This is a genomic window from Hyphomicrobium sp., from assembly GCF_036262015.1.
GTDB lineage: Bacteria > Pseudomonadota > Alphaproteobacteria > Rhizobiales > Hyphomicrobiaceae > Hyphomicrobium_C.
On sequence record NZ_DATAJR010000005.1, the window covers coordinates 14,829 to 33,264 of the forward strand.

General features: G+C 60.9%; 22 protein-coding genes. 7 read left to right on the forward strand and 15 right to left on the reverse strand.

What is annotated here, in order from left to right; translation table 11 throughout:
- Positions 1–412: 412 nt before the first annotated feature.
- Positions 413–967 (reverse strand): DUF4142 domain-containing protein, encoded by a 555-nt coding sequence (locus VHO05_RS04560; protein WP_329645438.1) that lies wholly within the window; start codon positions 965–967, stop codon positions 413–415.
- A gap of 195 nt (positions 968–1,162) precedes the next feature.
- On the opposite strand from VHO05_RS04560, the gene VHO05_RS04565 reads away from it, so the two are divergent.
- Positions 1,163–1,621, forward strand: coding sequence for an MEKHLA domain-containing protein (locus VHO05_RS04565; protein ID WP_329645439.1), 459 nt, complete (start codon positions 1,163–1,165; stop codon positions 1,619–1,621).
- 121 nt (positions 1,622–1,742) lie between these two features.
- On the opposite strand, the gene VHO05_RS04570 is transcribed toward VHO05_RS04565, so the two are convergent.
- The 9 genes from VHO05_RS04570 to VHO05_RS04610 all read right to left on the reverse strand — a co-directional run bounded on the left by VHO05_RS04570 (position 1,743) and on the right by VHO05_RS04610 (position 9,537).
- On the reverse strand, positions 1,743–2,267 hold the full coding sequence (locus VHO05_RS04570; RefSeq protein ID WP_329645440.1) for a hypothetical protein: 525 nt from the start codon (positions 2,265–2,267) through the stop codon (positions 1,743–1,745).
- 119 nt (positions 2,268–2,386) lie between these two features.
- On the reverse strand, positions 2,387–3,133 hold the full coding sequence (gene arsH / locus VHO05_RS04575; RefSeq protein ID WP_329645441.1) for an arsenical resistance protein ArsH: 747 nt from the start codon (positions 3,131–3,133) through the stop codon (positions 2,387–2,389).
- Entirely contained in the window at positions 3,130–3,558 is a 429-nt protein-coding gene (arsC, locus tag VHO05_RS04580) for an arsenate reductase (glutaredoxin) (RefSeq protein ID WP_329645442.1), read from the reverse strand. Before arsC ends, arsH begins: the two co-directional genes overlap by 4 nt.
- Positions 3,555–4,265: an aquaporin gene (locus VHO05_RS04585; protein WP_414653688.1), complete on the reverse strand. Its 711-nt coding sequence runs from the start codon at positions 4,263–4,265 to the stop codon at positions 3,555–3,557. Before VHO05_RS04585 ends, arsC begins: the two co-directional genes overlap by 4 nt.
- Entirely contained in the window at positions 4,265–4,789 is a 525-nt protein-coding gene (locus VHO05_RS04590) for an arsenate reductase ArsC (protein ID WP_329645443.1), read from the reverse strand. Before VHO05_RS04590 ends, VHO05_RS04585 begins: the two co-directional genes overlap by 1 nt.
- A gap of 2 nt (positions 4,790–4,791) precedes the next feature.
- Positions 4,792–5,139, reverse strand: coding sequence for a metalloregulator ArsR/SmtB family transcription factor (locus VHO05_RS04595; RefSeq protein ID WP_329645444.1), 348 nt, complete (start codon positions 5,137–5,139; stop codon positions 4,792–4,794).
- Positions 5,140–5,230: 91 nt separating this feature from the next.
- Complete coding sequence (locus VHO05_RS04600) at positions 5,231–6,334, reverse strand: alpha-hydroxy acid oxidase (protein WP_329645445.1); 1,104 nt, start codon at positions 6,332–6,334, stop codon at positions 5,231–5,233.
- 4 nt (positions 6,335–6,338) lie between these two features.
- The gene (locus VHO05_RS04605) at positions 6,339–7,019 is read right to left on the reverse strand and encodes a Fe2+-dependent dioxygenase (RefSeq protein WP_329645446.1); all 681 of its coding nucleotides are present in this window, start codon (positions 7,017–7,019) and stop codon (positions 6,339–6,341) included.
- Between the two features lie 112 nt (positions 7,020–7,131).
- On the reverse strand, positions 7,132–9,537 hold the full coding sequence (locus VHO05_RS04610; RefSeq protein ID WP_329645447.1) for a TonB-dependent receptor: 2,406 nt from the start codon (positions 9,535–9,537) through the stop codon (positions 7,132–7,134).
- A 525-nt stretch (positions 9,538–10,062) separates the two neighbouring features.
- Between VHO05_RS04610 and VHO05_RS04615 the strand changes: the two genes are divergently transcribed.
- Positions 10,063–10,542 carry a DUF1772 domain-containing protein gene (locus tag VHO05_RS04615; RefSeq protein ID WP_329645448.1) on the forward strand — a complete coding sequence of 160 codons (480 nt, stop codon included), beginning with the start codon at positions 10,063–10,065 and terminating at the stop codon, positions 10,540–10,542.
- A 15-nt stretch (positions 10,543–10,557) separates the two neighbouring features.
- Here the strand turns inward: VHO05_RS04615 and VHO05_RS04620 are convergent, their stop codons facing one another.
- Complete coding sequence (locus VHO05_RS04620) at positions 10,558–11,721, reverse strand: phosphoserine transaminase (protein WP_329645449.1); 1,164 nt, start codon at positions 11,719–11,721, stop codon at positions 10,558–10,560.
- A gap of 51 nt (positions 11,722–11,772) precedes the next feature.
- Entirely contained in the window at positions 11,773–13,374 is a 1,602-nt protein-coding gene (serA, locus tag VHO05_RS04625) for a phosphoglycerate dehydrogenase (RefSeq protein ID WP_329645450.1), read from the reverse strand.
- A 200-nt stretch (positions 13,375–13,574) separates the two neighbouring features.
- Between serA and VHO05_RS04630 the strand changes: the two genes are divergently transcribed.
- Complete coding sequence (locus VHO05_RS04630) at positions 13,575–13,880, forward strand: plasmid stabilization protein (RefSeq protein ID WP_329645451.1); 306 nt, start codon at positions 13,575–13,577, stop codon at positions 13,878–13,880.
- Between the two features lie 98 nt (positions 13,881–13,978).
- Here VHO05_RS04630 and VHO05_RS04635 read toward each other — a convergent pair whose 3' ends face one another.
- Positions 13,979–14,263, reverse strand: coding sequence for a PepSY domain-containing protein (locus VHO05_RS04635; RefSeq protein WP_329645452.1), 285 nt, complete (start codon positions 14,261–14,263; stop codon positions 13,979–13,981).
- Between the two features lie 138 nt (positions 14,264–14,401).
- Here VHO05_RS04635 and VHO05_RS04640 point away from each other — a divergent pair, with 138 nt between their 5' ends.
- The 4 genes from VHO05_RS04640 to VHO05_RS04655 all read left to right on the forward strand — a co-directional run bounded on the left by VHO05_RS04640 (position 14,402) and on the right by VHO05_RS04655 (position 17,096).
- Complete coding sequence (locus VHO05_RS04640; protein WP_329645453.1) at positions 14,402–14,731, forward strand: PepSY domain-containing protein; 330 nt, start codon at positions 14,402–14,404, stop codon at positions 14,729–14,731.
- On the forward strand, positions 14,731–15,396 hold the full coding sequence (locus VHO05_RS04645) for a response regulator transcription factor (protein WP_329645454.1): 666 nt from the start codon (positions 14,731–14,733) through the stop codon (positions 15,394–15,396). Before VHO05_RS04640 ends, VHO05_RS04645 begins: the two co-directional genes overlap by 1 nt.
- Complete coding sequence (locus VHO05_RS04650) at positions 15,393–16,763, forward strand: HAMP domain-containing sensor histidine kinase (protein WP_329645455.1); 1,371 nt, start codon at positions 15,393–15,395, stop codon at positions 16,761–16,763. Before VHO05_RS04645 ends, VHO05_RS04650 begins: the two co-directional genes overlap by 4 nt.
- Before the next feature lie 63 nt (positions 16,764–16,826).
- Positions 16,827–17,096 carry a PepSY domain-containing protein gene (locus VHO05_RS04655; RefSeq protein WP_329645456.1) on the forward strand — a complete coding sequence of 90 codons (270 nt, stop codon included), beginning with the start codon at positions 16,827–16,829 and terminating at the stop codon, positions 17,094–17,096.
- A gap of 76 nt (positions 17,097–17,172) precedes the next feature.
- On the opposite strand, the gene VHO05_RS04660 is transcribed toward VHO05_RS04655, so the two are convergent.
- Complete coding sequence (locus VHO05_RS04660; protein WP_329645457.1) at positions 17,173–17,559, reverse strand: hypothetical protein; 387 nt, start codon at positions 17,557–17,559, stop codon at positions 17,173–17,175.
- A gap of 113 nt (positions 17,560–17,672) precedes the next feature.
- Entirely contained in the window at positions 17,673–18,431 is a 759-nt protein-coding gene (locus VHO05_RS04665; protein ID WP_329645458.1) for an SDR family oxidoreductase, read from the reverse strand.
- Positions 18,432–18,436 lie beyond the last annotated feature (5 nt).

Below are 18,436 nucleotides of genomic sequence, written 5' to 3' on the forward strand. Positions count from 1 at the left end.
CTCGCCGCACGTGCCGGACTAGAACCTCAGGTCCAGTAATGTCCGCACGCTCGGCTTCTCCGACATCGACCAAGCTAGATTGGGCCGCAACTGAGTTTGGGAATCCGCCACAGAAAGCTATAAAAAAACATAGCTACTAAGAAAGTAGAATTTGGCGCGCCAACTATCTGATTCGATATTGCCATCGTCGTCCTTTCGGGCGCGCCAAAATTCTCGAAACTCAGCAGGGACCTAGTGGTCTGCCCAGTGAAGGCAGAGCCGACACTCCTCCGTGGGGAACAGCCTCGTTTTGTCCGGTCAATGCTGACGGGAGATGCCAATAGCGTCTGCCACGTCGCAGGTCTGCGCTTTCGCGCGGCCGGCATCACGTCGAGATCGGCAACAGTGGGGTCCCGTAGGTCTGCCAACTCGGCTATTGGCGTCCCGCGTTTCCCGTGGAAGCACCCGTCGCGGCGCTCTCCTGGCGCAGGTTTTTATCGATGTCCTTGATCATCGCCAGATGATGTTCGAGTGTTGGAAGCGTCTTGGATGCGAAGTCCTTCAACGCCGGCGTGGGTCCAGTCGCAGCATAGTCCTTGAAAAGATCTATGGCTTGCTCATGGGCACCGAGTTGCTCGTCGACGTACGCTGAATCGAACCCACGCTCGGTTGTGAAGACCCGAAGCTTTACGTACTTTGCCATATGCGCAGCATCCAGCATCTCGCTGGGTGGCTCGATCGAGGCTTCCTTCAGCGCAGCGTGGAAGTCTTGCCCGGCCTTCGTATGATCAGCGATCATCTGATCAGCGAACGTCTTGACCTCAGCGTTCTGGCCGAATTTCTGTGCGAGCTTGCTCGTGTCGATTTCGAACTTGTTCGCCACCGTGGCCTTGTCGATGAAATCTCGGGTCTTTTTGGGAATGTCGACGGCTGACGCTCCTGTAACCAGAACCGCGAAAGCCGCTAGAACGGCCAACATGAGTTTCATGGGAGTCTCCTCAACACCGTTTCGGGACCCTGAGAGCACCAAACAGAACGCCATCGAGGGGTTGGACGTTCCGGCTCGGCCCGCCCACGCCTCGGAATTCTGCTCTCCTGTCGAGAGGACCACGACGTCGCTGCTGACGCGTGACAGCCGACTCGTGCAGGCTCTTTCAAGTTTGCCCAATCGATAGGCGGCACAATGGACATCCCGGAGCTGACCAAGGAACAACGCGGTCGTATCGCGTGTATCGCCGAGAGCTTTGAGCGCCTTGCAGGCCGGCCGCTCGTTGCGCCCGAAGGAAACCTGGTGGAAGCGCTATGGCACGCGCCGCTCGCGATCGTAGCCCACGGAACGGAGTCTGATCCGATCTTCTATTTCGGCAACCGGACTGCTTTGACACTTTTTGAAATGGACTTCGCCGCCTTCACGCAGCTGCCTTCGCGCTTTTCTGCCGAACCGCTGCGGCGCGAGGAGCGCGCACGCCTCCTCGCCCGCGTGGCGCGCGACGGCATCATCGAGGACTACGCCGGCGTCCGCATATCGGCGACCGGGAGACGATTCCACATCTCGAACGCGTGTGTGTGGACCCTCACGAACGCCATTGGCGAAGCTGTCGGTCAAGCCGCCGCGTTCGCCGAATGGACCGACGCTCTCTAGTCCAAACCGCGGCAACATGCGGGTCGCGAACTGCGAGGCTGCAAGGCGCGCACCGACCCGAAACGGGCCCATCCCTCCCGCAAGCCTAACGAGCCTCGCTGACTCACGCCGATCGCCAGCCTCAATTCGGCCGGGCGTCACGGATTGCTTGGGCGACGTTGTTGGCCTTGAGCACGCTTCCCACTTTGCTTCGTGGCAGCGTCTGCCGCCGCTTTGTGCTCTCGCGGAGTTGCATGCCTTGACTGGCCGTCTTGTCCGACGGCGGGCTCGCAAACTTTGCCGCGCGAAGCTTGGCCAGCGCACGATGCGCGGCCTCCACGTGTGCCGTCCTCGCTTCCACGGTTTCAAGCCGCTCAATCTCACGGTTCACCCGCTTGAGCGCATTGGCGAAGACCTGCTTGCGTTTGAGCGGCTGTTCGGCGGTCCCCGGAAAACTCTTGCCTCTCGCGTCGGATTTCCCACGGACTTCTCGACGCTTTTGCCTCGCCAGCGTCCGCGCCTTGCCGCGCTCGCTGCGCAACTGCTTTTGCAAATCGCGCAACTCGGACCTGTCCAAATCGTAGATGGCGGGATGGTGGGTCGCCGCGACGGCCTTGAGCTCGTCATGACTGAGAAGGGCACGTTCCGCTTTGCTCGGTATCGACAAGGGGACACTCCATCGGTTGTCACCCCCCATTTCGGCCTCTCCCCCACGGGCCATCTTAAACAGGCCTGCGCCTCGTGATCCAGAGGAAGCTGCACGCACCCGTTCGACGGCCCGCCTGCCTAGCGGGGACCGACCGCCCTTTCCAGCGATACACGCTTTTCAAGCTCCGCTTTCTTCTCCACGCGTTCGCTGTATCGATCGGTCAAATACGGCGCGACATCGCGTGTGAGCAGCGTGAACTTCACGAGTTCTTCCATCACATCAACCACACGTTCGTAAAACGGCGATGGCTTCATGCGGCCGTCCTCATCGAATTCTTGAAACGCCTTGGCCACAGACGACTGATTGGGGATCGTCAGCATCCGCATCCAGCGTCCCAGAATGCGCATCTGATTAACCGCGTTGAACGACTGCGACCCACCGCTGACCTGCATCAAGGCCAAGGTCTTGCCTTGAGTGGGTCGAACGGCGCCGACCGACAAGGGAATCCAATCGATCTGCGCCTTCATGATGCCGGTCATGGCGCCGTGGCGTTCGGGCGAGCACCAGACTTGGCCCTCCGACCAAGCCGCGAGAGAGCGCAGCTCCTGAACCTTAGCGTGCGACTCCGGCGCATCGTCCGGCAGCGGCAACCCGGACGGATCGAAGATACGCGTCTCGGCCCCAAAAGCCTCAAGCAAGCGCTGCGCCTCGAAGCTTAAGAAGCGGCTGTACGACCGCGCACGCAACGAGCCGTAGAGAAGCAGGATCCGCGGCTTGTGCGTCGATTGCGCTGCTCCGTCGAAGTCGCGATTGGCGGGCAAGCGGAAGACATCAGATACCACATTGGGCAGATCGGAAAGACGCTTCACATCCACTTCCCTCATGCTCCAGCCCCACTTGGCCTTCCCTTGAAAGTCACGACCTCTCCATCTTCCTTCGTGAACGACCCGATTTCGGGGTTGGGTAGAATTTCGAGCACAACTTCGGAAGGCCGGCATAGCCGCACACCGTGCGGCGTCACCACGATCGGACGTTCGATCAGGATCGGCTGCGCGATCATCAGATCGATCAACGCATCGTCGCTCCATTTGGGATCATCCAGCCCGAGCGCGTCATACGGCGTCCCCTTACGCCGCAAAAGATCGCGGGGCGTCAACCCCATCGCAGCGATCAGCTCGACGATCCGCTCCCGCGTCGGCGGCATCTCGAGGTATTTGATGATCTCCGGCTCCTCGCCCGATTGCCGGATCATCGCGAGGGTATTGCGCGACGTCCCGCATGCCGGATTGTGATAGATCGTGATGGTCATGGCCTACTCTCGGACGATTGCAGAGGTTGCTCCGCAGGTTGCGGCTCGCTCTGACTCAAAAAAACGGCGACCGCCAGCGCGCAGATCACACCCGCACATTGCGCGAAGACAAAAAGCGGCACATCCACGAGGCGAATGCCCGCAAAGGTGTCGGAAAAAGCCCGCGCGAGTGTCACCGCCGGATTGGCGAACGACGTCGACGCCGTAAACCAGTAAGCCGCCACGATATAGAGCCCCACAGACGTAGCAACAGCCTCCGGTCTGGCGCGCAGCGTTAGCAAGATGGTCAGCATCAGGCCGAACGCCGCGACCCATTCCGAAAACGCGAACGCCGAGCCCGCACGAACCTTCGCAGACATCTGAAGCAACGGCAGATCGAACATCGCATGCGCCGCAAGCACGCCGACAAAAGCACCCGCGATCTGCGCGAGCACATATCCAGCTGCGACACCCGGAGCCAAGTCCCGCTTGAGCGCAAACACAAGCGTCACGGCCGGATTGAAGTGCGCGCCTGAGAACGGCGCCAACATCGTGATCAAAACGATCAGGATGGCGCCCGTCGGCAATGTGTTGCCGAGCAAGGCAAGCGCTTCATTGCCCCCGCTCAGACGCCCAGCCATCACACCGGAACCGACGACAGCAGCCAACAGAAAGCCGGTGCCGAGCGCCTCCGCGCTCAAAGCTTGGGCGAGTTTCGATCCCACCATCAGGCTTTTTCCGCAATGTCGCGAACGGTGGTCCGGCCGATATCGTCGAGATGTCGCTTCAGCGCGACCTTGTCCAACGAGGCAAGTGGCAGGCTCGTGAAGATGCTGATGCGCTGGTAGAGCATGCGGTGGGTATCCGCAAAGGCGAAACGCCGCTCCGCTTCACTCCCTTGCGCGGCCGAGGGGTCCGGCAACCCCCAATGTGCGCTGATCGGCTGACCGGGCCAGTAAGGACAGGCTTCGTTCGCAGCGTTGTCGCAAACGGTAAAGACGAAATCGAGCTCCGGCGCGCCCGGCTCGGAAAATTCTTCCCAAGATTTCGAGCGCAGCCTGCTCGTATCGTAGTTGAGGTGTTGAAGGAGATCGAGCGCGTAGGGGTGCACTTTGCCGCTCGGCTGGCTACCGGCACTAAAGGCTTTGAACTTGCCCATTCCGAGCCGAGCCAAAACCGCCTCCGCGATGATGGAGCGCGCCGAATTGTGCGTACAGAGAAACAGGACGTTGAGCGGCTGCGCGGCAGTCATTGTTATCCTCCCTTACCAACACATGTGACCTTTGTTCGCTTGATTGTTCCCCCGCACAGCTCCGGGTGGCCCTTACAGCAATCCTCTGTCAGGTAGCCGAGCAGCCGGCGCATCCCTTCAACATGAACCGCATAGCGGATGTATCGTCCGTCGCGCGTCGACCGGATGAGCCCCGCCCTTTCCAACTCTTTCAGATGGAAGGACGCAGCCGTCGGACCTGCGTCCACAGCGTCAGCAATCTCTCCTGCCGCCAGCCCGCTCGGTCCCTGCACGACGAGAAGCCTGAAGATCCTGAGACGTTGTTCGTTGCCGAGCGCGGCCAAGGCCAACGCAGCCGATTTGATTTCCATGATTCAATATTACAATAATATTTGAACTATTAAACTAAAAATCGCACAGCACACACACACGCTCGAACTCCGGAGTATTGACGGATAGATCTTAAGTGGAAGAACGGCGGAGCGGGACGAGGTCCGGGCCGATGTCTTGCAATGTGCGGCAGCCGCTGAGCGCCATCGCGCATTCGAATTCGTCGCGCAGCAGTCGCAGGACATGTGCGACGCCATAGGCCCCGGAAACCGCAAGCCCATAGATGACCGGTCGTCCAATGAGAACTGCCGAAGCGCCGAGCGCTAAGGCCTTCAGCACATCGGTTCCGCGCCGAATGCCGCCATCGAGCAGCAGCGGCACGCGGCCCGATACGGCCTCGGCGACGGCTGGCAGAACGTCGATGGTGGCCGGCAGTGTATCCAATGTCCGGCCACCGTGATTTGAGACAATAATTCCTGCAGCTCCTGCCTCAACAGCGCGCCGCCCATCGGCTGCAGTGAGAATACCTTTGACGACGATAGGAAGTGTCGTCTGCCCCTGCAGCCAGATGAGATCGTCCCACGTCGGAGCCGCCGCGACAAACCGGTCGAAAATGATGCTTGCGCCCTTACCCAGCGGCTTTGCGGCCAGCGCAGGAAGATCGCGGAGGTTGACCGCCGTGACCCCGGGCGGAAGATGAAATCCGACACGGTGCTCGCGGTTGCGCACACCGTTGATCGGCGCATCCACCGTGACGACGAGGACCTCGTAGCCAGCCGTCTCCGCGCGGCGCACGAGTTTCAACGTCGCGTCGCGCACGGGCTGCATGTAGAGCTGAAACCAGCGGCACGTCGCACCGGAGAGCGCAGCCTCTTCAAGCGCAACGCTCGCCTGCGTGCTCAGCACCATGCACGCCTCTTGCGCCGCCGCTGCAGCCGCCGTGGCCTTCTCCCCGTCATCGTCGGCAAGCTTCTGATAAGCGATCGGTGCGACGAAGATCGGATGAGCGTAGTTGCGCCCGAACAGCGTCAGCCGCGTGTTACCGCCCCCACCACCCGCCAAAACGCGCGGCAGAAGCGCGAGCTTGTCGAACCCTTGGCGGTTCCAGCGCAGCGTGATCTCGTCCGCCGCGCCGCCGGAAAAATAGGCCCACGCGTTCGCGCTCAGACGTTGCTCGGCAAGGCGCTCGTAGTCGGCGAGGCAAACCGGAGCGGGACCTGTGACGCGCGCCTCCACAGATTCACGTCTCCGACCAGTGCCGGATCAGGTTGTGATAGTGCGCCGCCAATCCCACCACGGCGGGATCGTCGTCCGGCAGTCGCGACCTGATGCTCATGATCGACATGTCGAGATCGTAGAGCATGTGGCGCTGCCAGTCATCCTTGACCAAAGACTGGGTCCAGAAGAACGACGCCCAGCGGCTGCCGCGCGTGACCGGTGTGACGCTGTGCATGCTCGTCGCAGGATAGACGACGAGGTGGCCCGCCGGCAGCTTGACCGTATGCGTGCCGTACGTGTCGTGAACGACGAGCTCACCACCGTCATAATCTTCGGGCGGCGTGAGGAAAAGCGTCGACGACACATCCGTGCGCATGCGTTGCCCGCCAGGCAGCGCGCGGATCGAGCCATCCACATGCGCGCCGAAGGTCATGCCGACGTCATAGCGATTGAACATCGGCGGCAGCACGCGCAGCGGCAGCGCGGCGGTCGTAAATGCCGGGCTCGCTGCCAGCGCCCGCAGGACAATCTGTCCGAGCTCCTGCGCCGCCGGGGAATCGATCGGCACTTGCAGATTGTTCTTCACCTTCCCCGCCTGATCGCCCGCCGTGGTCCGTCCGTCCACCCACTGCGTGGCGTCGAGCACGCCGCGGATGTGGGCCACTTCCTCGGGCTTGAGCAGGTCAGGAATGGTTACGAGCATATACGTCTCCTCAAACGCAAGATTGCCGGGGAACCTCCCCGGCAATCCAGCCTTTTAGGGTATTAGCTAGGCGGACGGAATGCGCCCGGTCAAATATTCTTTATTTTTTTTGTCAAAAATCAAATGTCGTGCCGATACGATAGGTCCGGGGCGCTCCAAGCGTGGCACGCGTCCCGCTCCAATTTGTCGACACCGCGTAATCCTCGTCGAACACGTTGTCGACGTTGAGCTGCAGATCAACGTTGTCCGTCAGCTCGTAGGAGGCCATCAGGTTGACCAGGAAATAGCTCGGCAACTTGTCATAAGTCCCATTCTTGATGACACGGAATGCATCATCGGGACGGCCAAGCCACGAGTCGCCGACATACTGAACGCCACCACCAAAGGTGAACTTGTCGGTTACATCATAGGTCATCCATAGGGTGGCCGAGAAATTCGGCGTGAACGCCAGCTCGTCGCCGTCCGTTGTTCTTACGAGCTTGTTGTTGCCATCGACGCAGGCCGCAGCGTTTGGAAGGCCGTAGTCACCCGGCCTGTCTTGGCAGGCCGCTCTGTTGAAAGCTTCACTATTGTTGCGCTCGCTGTCGAGCAACAACAGGCCGCCGAAAACCTTCCATCTCTCGGTCACGTTGCCGGCGATGCCAAGCTCGAGGCCCTGCACCACTTGCTCTTCGTAGAACACATCGGTCGAAACGTTGGGCCTCACCTTGTGAGGCACACCGTGCTTCTCGGTGCGGAACAACGCAGCAGTGGTCGAGAGCTTGCCTCCCAGCCAGTCCCACTTCACGCCGACCTCATAGTTGCGCATTTCGACGGGATCGGCCTCCGGAGCGAACCCCGGGAGAGCATCGTCACCTGCTCGCGAAATGTCCGAGTTGGAGAGATAGGAACCTGGCGGCAACGATGAGAACCCATACGCGGCATAGAGCGACCCGTTTTGCACCGGCTTATAAACAAGACCGATCTTGCCACCCAGCGTCGTCTCACTGCCTTCCACGCCGTCGAAAGTACCTGGCACTCCGCTCGGGAGTGCCTTGCTCGCGATTTCGTAGTCGTAGTGCTCCACGCGCAAGCCGCCGACCAGATCGAGCTGTCGTGTAAGTTGAATGGTATCGTAGAAGTAAGCCGCAACCGTCTCGATCTCGACGCCGTTGCGCCCATTCGGGGCAAGCGGTGCAGCATTATATCGATCGGGGTCCGGATCGAACACGTTCGTGTTGCCGGGATTCTGGGTTCCGAACTGATTTGCGTCGGATCTTTCGTTTGTATACTCGACCCCTGTCGAGATCGTCTGCTTAAAGCCGCCCGCGACGAACGTGCCGGCAAGATTAGTTTGATTGCTCCACGTTTCGTTGACTCGGTCATAGTACTGCCGCTGACCCGTCACCGTTTGCGGTCCCGCATTGTAGCCTGTCGGAAGGGTGTAGCGAGCGTCGCGCTCTGCACGTTCCCACACGGTCTGATTGGACAATGTGAAGTTGCTGGACAAATCGTGCTCGAAGCGAGCCAGCACGCGATCGCCCTGCACCTCGTCGTAGTCTGATCTCAGCCCATAAAAATTGTCGCGCGATGCCCGTCCGGCAGCCGGATCGTAGTTGAACGTCCCTTTCACCATTGCACCGGGCACGCCCCAATCCGGCAGATCATCGCGCTTGAGGCGCTCATAGGAGAAGATGGCCCGCGTCTCCGTGCCGAGACCGAACGCGATCGAGGGAGCGAGGCCGTAAGCATCCGCCTCTGCAACATCGCGGCCCATCACACCGCCGGTCTCGTACATGCCGTTCATACGGACCGCGACGGTGCCAATTCGCTGGTTGACGTCGAGCGTCGAACGGAAGAGCGGATCGGTTCCGTAGTCGTCAAAAGCCAAGCTGGATTCGCCGCGCACGAAGTTCTCGGTCGTCGGCGTCTTGGTGACGATGTTCACATAACCGGCGGCACCTCCGCGCCCGTTGTCGGCGGCAGCGCCCTTTACGACTTCCACTTGCGCGACGTTGAACATATCGCGCGCAAAGCTGCCGGAGCTGCGCACGCCGTCCGTAAAGATGCTGCCGCTCGTGTCGAACCCACGCAGCTTGAAGTTGTTGATCGAAGTCGCGAAGCCGTTCTCGCCGGCATCGAACGTGATGCCGGGCGTGTTGCGCAGAACCTGGGTCAAGTTCGTCGCTCCGCGCTCCTGAATGACAGTACCCGGAACGACAGTCACCGTCTGCGGAGTGTCGAGCAATGGCCCTGTGATCTTGTTCGAAGTGACGTAATCGGCCTTGTACTCGCCCGCGGCAACCGGACCGGCCTCGCCCGGCAGCGGCGGGCTTGTAGGTTCCTGGGCAGCAGGTTGAGGCGAGGGGGCCTGAGGGACCGGCGACGAGGGTGCAGCCGCCTTCTTGACAGGCGCGGACTTCTTTTTCTTGCTCGTCGTTTCGACAACAAGCGGCGGCAGCTGATCGGCGGGTTCGGCAGCCTGCTGCGCATTGGCAGCGGTCACCGGCGCGGCCGCGAGAACACAGAAGGCGGACAATAGTCGCGTCGCGGTGGGGTCTTTGCGCTCACTTCCGTCAGAAAAAGACGCGGCAGAATTTTCGGAATTTGGCAAATAAACAAACGTCCGATTGTCACTCATAAGACTTCCCCCAAAAGCTTCCCCGCGAAACAGCGCTGCTTTTGAGAAAAGCAATACTCAACTCTCGACGTCAACAAATCGAACGCACGCACGTAGCTGCCTGCTCCCCTAAGGAAACCGGCCAACCACAGCGACGCCACAAACCAACTGAAGATCTGGTCGCATAATGCATTGAAATCGCGCCAAATTTATGGGTCTACTTTGATTTCATGACGAACGGAATCCACAATACTCTCTGCCTGTAAAGTGCAAAATACAAAATTATTACGCGACATCCGGCGCACCAAACCGGCGCGTAAAATACTTTTTGCAAATGCCGCTTCCGTAGAGTTACGGAGGGGATTTCACGAAAAATAAACGCTAGAAATGATGACGAGAGACGCCCGTTCAGACGGTGAACCCACGCCACGCGCGGAGATGCGGATGCCGGAAAGCGTGCTGACCACTCTGACTTGGATCTCGGCCCTGGGCGCTGCGCTCATTGCCGGCGTTTTCTTCGCGTTTTCGACGTTCGTCATGCGGGCACTTGCAAAACGACCGGCCGCCGAAGGCATCTCCGCCATGCAGGCCATCAACATCGTGGTCGTGAGATCCGGATTTATCGTCGTCTTCCTCGCGACAGCCGTCACATCAAGCGTCTTGGCATTGATCGCACTCGCGAGCTTGCAAGACACCCGCGCACTCTTCTGGCTGGCGGGAGCTCTTTTGTACGTCCTGGGGACCTTCGCGCTGACCCTCGTTTGCAACGTACCGCTCAACAACTCGCTTGCGGACGTTGACCCCTCGAGTTCCCAAGGTGGTAGCGTCTGGGCGCAATATCTCTCCGAGTGGACGTGGTGGAACTCCGTGCGAACCGTTGCCTCGCTTGGTGCGACCGCAGCTTTCATCGTTGCGCTGACCTAGAGCCGGCAGGCGGTCCTACGTCCGCAAGCTCGCCTTGCCTTCACGGAAAGCCCAATCAAGCCACGTCGTCAGAGCGTCGAGATCGCTCGCCTCAACCGTCGCTCCCGTCCAGATCCTGAGTCCAGCGGGCGCGTCCCGGTACGATCCAATGTCGTACGCAGCACCTTCCGCCTCGAGGCGGGCGACCAGCGTCTTGACGAAGGCAGCCTGTTCGGCCGCCGACAAAGCGAGAATATCGGGATCGACAATCTTGAGACAGACCGACGTATTCGATCGCGTCGCCGGATCGAGCGCGAGATTCGCAATCCAGTCTGTCCGGTCAATCCAATCGAACAGCACGCGCGCATTCGCATCGGCCCGCGCCATCAACCCCTTCAGGCCACCGGAACGCTCCGCCCAAGAAAGCGCATCGAGATAGTCCTCCACACACAGCATCGACGGCGTGTTGATGGTCTCGCCCTCGAAAATCGCCGCATCGAGCTGGCCCTTTTTAGCCAAGCGAAACAGCTTCGGCAGCGGCCACGGCGGGGTATAGGTCTCGAGACGAGCGACCGCGCGGGGGCTGAGGATCAACATCCCGTGCGCGCCCTCCCCGCCCAGCACCTTCTGCCAGGAGTAGGTCACCACATCCGCCTTTGACCAATCGATCGGCTGCGCAAAGATCGCGCTGGTCGCATCGATGAAGGTTAGCCCTTCCCGATCGCCGGGAATCCACTCGGAATTCGGAACCTTCACGCCGGAGGTCGTGCCGTTCCAGGTGAACACCACGTCACGCGTAAAATCGACGAACTTGAGATCCGGCAGAGCGCCGTAGTCCGCTTCGTGAATCCGAGCATCGGCGATCTTGAGATGCTTGACGATGTCCGTCACCCAGCCCTTGCCGAAGCTTTCCCAGGCCAGAACATCGACACCGCGTGCCCCGAGAAGCGACCACATGGCGCCCTCGAAGGCCCCCGTATCCGAGCCTGGGACGATACCCACGTGAAATCCCTCCGGCAGGCCCAAGAGCTCGCGCGTCTTCGTGATCGCCAGTTTGAGCCGCGCTTTCCCTTCCTTGGACCGGTGCGAACGTCCGAGAAACGCGCTCCCGAGCGCGTCCGGAGTCCACCCTGGACGCTTGGCACACGGGCCGGATGAAAAGCGCGGATTGGAGGGAAGTCGTGTCGGTTTGGATGTCATGGAAAGAACAATCTGGCCAATCGGAGGGGAATGTCGGTGTGGAAACCGGCGTCAGAGCTCGAACGTGACCGCTCGCTCTACAGCAGGCATGTTCTGAATTTCCGCCAGAGAGCGCTCCGGCAACGCGTCGGAAATGCTGATCAGCGCAATGGCCTTCCCGCTACCGCCGTTGTTGCCGTCGATAGCGACTTGCATGCGGGAGATGTTGATCGCCTCCCGGGCCAGGAGCCCGCCCAGCGCCCCCACCACGCCCGGCTGATCCGCGTGGCTCGTGAACAGGAAATGCCCCTTCGGCACGGCTTCCACCTCATAGGCGTCGATCCGCACCAAGCGCGGCAGACGTCCGCCGAGCAATGTCCCGGCTACCGTCGTCGTTGTTCGCTCCGTCACGGCGCTGATCTCGATCAGAGAAATGTAATCCCGTGCATGCTCGGAGCGTGACTCGCGCACCTCGATACCCTGCGCCCGTGCGAGATGCGCGGCATTGACCCGGTTAACGCGCTCGGCAAGGCGCTTGTCGAGCAGACCGACGAGCGCCTCCGCCGTGATGGGCCGCGCATCGAGCCCGGCAACGCCGCCGAAAAGGCGGACGACGAGTTCGCGGATCGGCCCGCCGCTCAAGGAATCGACCAGTCGGCCGAGCGCGCGCGCAAGCTCCTGATAGGGCCGCGTACGGCTCAGTTGCTCGCTGGAAATGCGCGGAAGATTGACGGCGGATTCCGCTGCACCGGTAGTCAGAAATAGCGCGATGTCCTCCGCGATCTTCACACTCACCGCTTGCTGCGCTTCCTCGGTGGACGCGCCGAGATGTGGCGTCAGCACGATATTGTCCTGATCGAGAAGCGGCGAGCCCTTGGGAGGCTCCTGCGCGAACACGTCGAGTGCAGCCCCGGCAAGGTGACCGCTCTTCAGCGCTGCGAGCAATGCGGCTTCGTCGACCAAGCCGCCGCGTGCGCAGTTGATGAGACGCGCGCCTGGCTTCATCTTTGCGATCCGCGCCGCATCGATCAGATTGCGCGTCTTGTCAATTAATGGGCAATGCATCGTCACATAGTCAGCCACCTCGAGAAGGGAATCGAGATCCTGCGGCTCGGCCGCCGATTGCGCCATGATCTCGGGCGTAACGAAAGGATCAAACGCGAGCACACGCATTCTAAGCCCGGCACAGCGCACGGCCACGAGACGCCCGATGGTGCCGAACCCGATAATGCCAATCGTCTTCCCGGCCAACTCGGAGCCGACGAACTGAGCTGGCTTCCAATCTCCGCTGCGCACAGAGCGGTCCGCTTGCGGCAGGTGACGGCTAAGAGAGAGCAAGTGTGCGATCGTGAGCTCGGCGGTCGTTGTCGCATTGGCGTCGGGCGTATTGAAAACGACGATGCCCCGTTCGGTCGCCGCCGGAACGTCGATATTGTCGACGCCGATCCCCGCGCGACCGATGGCCTTCAGTGAAACGCCCGCGGCAATGACGGGCGCCGTCACGCGCGTCTTGGAACGCACGATCAAGGCATCGTAGCCCGAAATGCGCTTAATCAATCCCGCTTCGTCCAGACCGGTCGCCACATCGACGGCGAACGCCCCGTTTCCTTCGAGCAATTTGCGCCCGTCTTCGTGGATTGGATCCGCAATAAGGATGCGAAAGGTTTCGGTCATGCGGCCGCCTCGTGCCCGGTTCCCGACGCCCTCGTCCCGGCGCGCCAGCACTAGCTTCGCCACCGAAGGCGGAGAGAGCAAGGTCAAATTCGCCACATCGACCAAAGCAGAATGATGCAGGCGTGCCTTACGAATACGCAGCCTGAAGGAACCCGCTGCAACAGCCGTTGTTGAATAGGCTCATCGCGATGGAGGACAACATGCCACGAGGCGACAAGAGCAAGTACACCGCCAAGCAGGACCGCAAAGCTGACCACATTGCGGAAGGCTACGAGAAGCGTGGCGTAGGCAGCAAAGAGGCCGAGCGCCGGGCTTGGGCAACGGTCAACAAGGACGACGGCGGGGGCAAGAACCCTGGCGGATCTGGACGCGGGAAACGCACGGGCCGGCCTGCGGCCCACAAAGGCGGCAAGCTCGGCGGTCGCGCTTCGGCCTCGCGTTCCGCAGCCGCCCGATCGGCGTCCGCGGAGAAGGCCGCCGCAACGCGCAAGCACCGCGCGTCATGAGCAATAGACGCCCTTAGTATCAAGAGACTTGGTATCAAGATTGGTGGCGGAGGCGCGATTGCGGTCGAACCGCGCCCCCCTTGTAGCCTTCGCGGGCTCTAGTCGTTGTCAGGACGCGTGCTCAGGATCTCACCCGTAGCCGGATGAGCATGCCCTTCGACGCGGGCCCCGGCCGAGTTGGTGGCCTCGAACTCGTAGGCTCCATCGTCCACTTCGATTTCGTGGACCTTATAGCCCTTGCTTTCGATCTTCTGCAGGATCTCAGACGTCGACAGCCACTGATCCCGTGGCACGTTGAGAATGCCCACATAGTCATCATTTCCGGCGAAAGCAGGCGCAGCCAAGCCAACCGACAAAAGCGTTGCAGCCAAAAGCTTTTTCATGAAGGTCATCTCCGTATAGTGTTAATGCGGCCGAGCCAGGACGACGCTCGGATGTCCGCATATTTGCTGACCCACCCTGATCGTTCGCTGATGAGGGGCGTCAGCGGTTTGTCAGGTCCGAAAGTGCACCACTCCAGAATGACAAAACGCTCCCTGACATCGATGCGCTTCCTCGCTTTGACCGGCGCTGCACTGATGATGGCCACGGCCGTCCACAGCGGCAATGACGATGCGGATCAGGCCCTCGCGCGCAAGGCCCTGCAAGAAGGCCGCATCCGCGCACTGTCAGACATCACGGAGCAGGTAAAAACGAAGCTGCCGGGAACGATCCTCGCCGTCGAACTCGAAGTCGAAGACTACGGACGTATCGTCTACGAGTTCAAGGTCGTTGATCCGTCTGGCAAACTGATGGAAGTGGAGGTCGATGCAGCCACAGCGGAAATCGTCAGCATCGAGGATGACGACTGATGCGCATTCTTATCGTTGAAGACGAGCCGGTCATATCCTCCGGCATTTCCACCGCCCTTGCCGCATCGGGCTATCAGACGCGCCTCGCGACAGACGGAGAGAAGGCGTGGTTCCTCGGCGACACCGAGGATTTCGACCTCGTCGTTCTCGACCTCGGACTGCCGAAGATGGACGGCCTCAGTGTCCTCAAACGCTGGCGCACCGCAGGCCGACAAATGCCCGTTCTCATCCTGACCGCTCGCGGCGCATGGCCCGAGCGTGTCGAAGGCATCGACGCAGGCGCCGACGATTACCTCGCGAAGCCGTTTCAAATCGAAGAACTGATCGCGCGCATACGCGCATTGATCCGACGTTCCGCAGGGCACGGCTCGCCCGTTATCGAAGCGGGGCCGATTTCGATCGACACGCGCCAGATGCGCGTCATGATCGACAAGGCCAATGTAGCGGTTTCTCCGCTTGAGTACCGTCTCGTCGCCTATCTGCTCCATCACAAGAACCGCGTTGTCCCACCGGGCGAGCTGATCGAGCATCTCTACGGCGACGACGATGCCCGCGACGCCAACGCACTTGAAGCTGTTGTCACGCGGCTGCGCAAAAAACTCGGAGCTGACGTCATCCAAACCCGTCGTGGCTTCGGTTACCTCGTCGCGGACAAACTCGAATGACGCGCAATTCCCTGCGTCTGAGACTTTTGCTTGCCGGCGTCGCCTCAACCGTCGCCGCCCTCGCCCTCGCCGCCTACGGATTGGCGCTGTTGTTCGAGCGCCACGTGGAACGCCGCCTCGACGCCGAGCTCAGTATCTATCTGAACCAGATCACGGCGCACTTGGAGCCCTCGGCATCCGGACAGCTCACGCTCGCCAATCAGCCCGCCGATCCGCGCTTCGGCGTGCCTCTGTCCGGTCTCTACTGGCAAATCGTAGACGAGCAGAAAGGCACCGTATTGAGGTCCCGGTCCCTGTGGGATTCCGAGATCGAGCTGCCGCATGAGCCCGCTGTCGACGATACGATCCATCATCATCGTGTGCGCGGCCCCGGAAACACTGAGCTCTATCTCCTACAGCGCCGGATAGAGTTGCCCGCCAGAATGGGCGGCGGAACCGCCCGCATCGCCGTCGCCTGCGACACGGCGGAGATTGCCAATGCGGTACGTGAGTTCGCAATCGACCTGACGCCGCTCCTTGCCGTGATAGGCGCGTTGCTTCTTGCGGCGGCGTGGATTCAAGTCACCATTGGCTTGAGGCCTCTCAAAGAGGTACGAACCAAGCTCGCGGCAATCCGCTCCGGCAAGATCAGCCGCCTCGGCTCGGACTTCCCCGACGAGATCCGCCCTCTGGTGCAAGAGATCGACGGGCTGATCGATGCACGTGACGCCGAGTTGCAGCGGGCTAAAGCCCGCGCCGGCGACCTCGCGCATGGACTTCGCACGCCGCTGCAGGTACTCCAGTCCGAAATCGAATCCCTCGCACAGCAGGGCCATGCAGATGTGGCGCTCAGCCTGTCGACCGTCACCCGTACGATGCAGCGCACCGTCGAGCGCGAACTGGCCCGCGTGCGCCTCGCATCTCCCCATCCCGAATCCCGGGCGAACGTCGCTACTGCGATCGATAAGATAATCCGCGTCATCCAGAAGACGCCAGACGGAGAGCGCCTCGACTGGATCGTCGACGTTCCGGCGGATCTCATCGCACCGATAGACCGGGACGACCTCTCTGAGGCCGTCGGAAACCTGATCGAGAATGCAGCGCGCCACGCACGCCACACGGTTACGATCACGGGCCGCAAGAACGGAACGTGGGCCATACTGGAGGTGTGTGACGATGGCCCAGGCATCCCAACAGATCTGCTAGCGGAGGCGCTTCGCCGTGGCGGCCGCCTCGACGAACGCGGATCCGGGGCGGGACTCGGCCTCGCGATTGTCACGGATATCGTCGAATCCTGGGGTGGTTCATTGACGCTCGGCAATGGCGAGACCGGTCTCATCGCCACGCTGCGCTTGCCGCTCCCTGCCGCTGATCACAACACGCACTAGCGGCCCTCAATGCGGTTACCGTCGTCGGCAATCCATTTTGGGCATCAACTGAAAGGGCCGTAAATGAACAAGATCATGCTGACTTTCAGCGCATCCGCTCTCGCGGCGATCATCCTTGCCACCACGGCATTCGCAGACGGACGTCCCGCCACGACAGCTGAGCGCGCGCAGATCGCAAACCTGCTGAGAGCCAACGGCTATACGTCCTGGAAGAAAATCGAGTTCAATATGCGGGATCACAAGTTCGAGGCGTACGCAGCCCGTCACGTGAGCGGTCGCGTGGAAACTCTCGATATCCGCGGCGATCGGATCGTCAAACGCAAACCCGAATGACCTCATCCAGCCTTAGAACAGCCGACATACAGGGGACGGGCGGAAACAGCTCCACCCCTCCGAACATTGGCCTGGCTCAAACGCACTGCTTCTTGATCATCAGCGCGTTGAGCGCGTCGCTTTCCGCTGTGGCCCGCTGGAAATCCTTGGTGGATTGCAGCCCATCGCCGGGCTGACCGAACGCACGCCCCAGCGCAGAACCGAGCGTCGACGGCCTATTGGCTTGCTCGAAGGCAGCCTTTTGGGGAGCAAGTTTGATTTCGCGACTGAGAATATCGAGCCGGTCCTTGATCTGCCGGCACGCCATCTTCTCGTCGTTTTCACCCACAACGTACGTCCCGTTGGCTTGGTAGCCGGAGCGCGGAATGCCGGCCATATCCTGCATGGTCGCGCAACCGCCGAGCGCGACCAGTGCAGGCACCACAAACCCACCCAAGAAAATCTTGCTAACACCCGAGAGCATTACGGCCCCGCCCGCGCCTCGAAATCGACCAACCGATCACGTAGTCTCTCAAAAAAACAATTCAGAAAGTAAGTGAAGCGTCACACTCGCGCAACGGCGTGACGGCCACAGTCCTATCCTCTTCCGATAAAAGGCATCTTCGTGGCCATAAGCGTCATGAACTGAACATTTGCACAGAGTGGCAAAGTCGCCATGTAAACAACAGCCTCTGCGACGTGAGCGACATCCATACGCGGCTCAGGCTTCTTGCTGCCATCGGCCTGATAGACACCACGTGCCATTGGCTCCGTCATGTCCGTTGCGGCATTCCCGATGTCTATCTGTGAACAGGCGATGTCGAACGCCCGCCCGTCGAGCGAGAGAGCCTTGGTGAGCCCGGAAATCGCGTGCTTGGTCGCCGTATAGGGCGCCGAGAACGGCCGAGGCACGGCAGCCGAGATCGAACCATTGTTGATGATCCGCCCGCCCATCGGGCGCTGCGATCGCATTATACGGAATGCACCCTGAGCGCAGAGAAACGCACCCGTGAGATTGACATCAACGACCGCCTTCCAGGTCTCGACCGGAAGCTCGTCGATTGTGACAGCAGGCGCGGCGAGCCCGGCGTTATTGAACAGAACGTCGATGCGGCCGAACTGGCCTTGCGTCGCCTCGAACAAGCGCGCCACAGAAACCTGATCTGCGACATCGGTCGCGATCGCAATCGCGCGCCCGCTTCGCGATGAGCAGGCTGCGGCCGTCTCGTCGAGCGGCCCTTGGCGACGCCCCGCGAGCACGAGATCGAAGCCGGCATCGAACAACGCAATGGACACCGCGCGGCCGATGCCGCTTCCGGCACCCGTCACAACGGCAACCCTGCTTTGAGAGGACATACTGC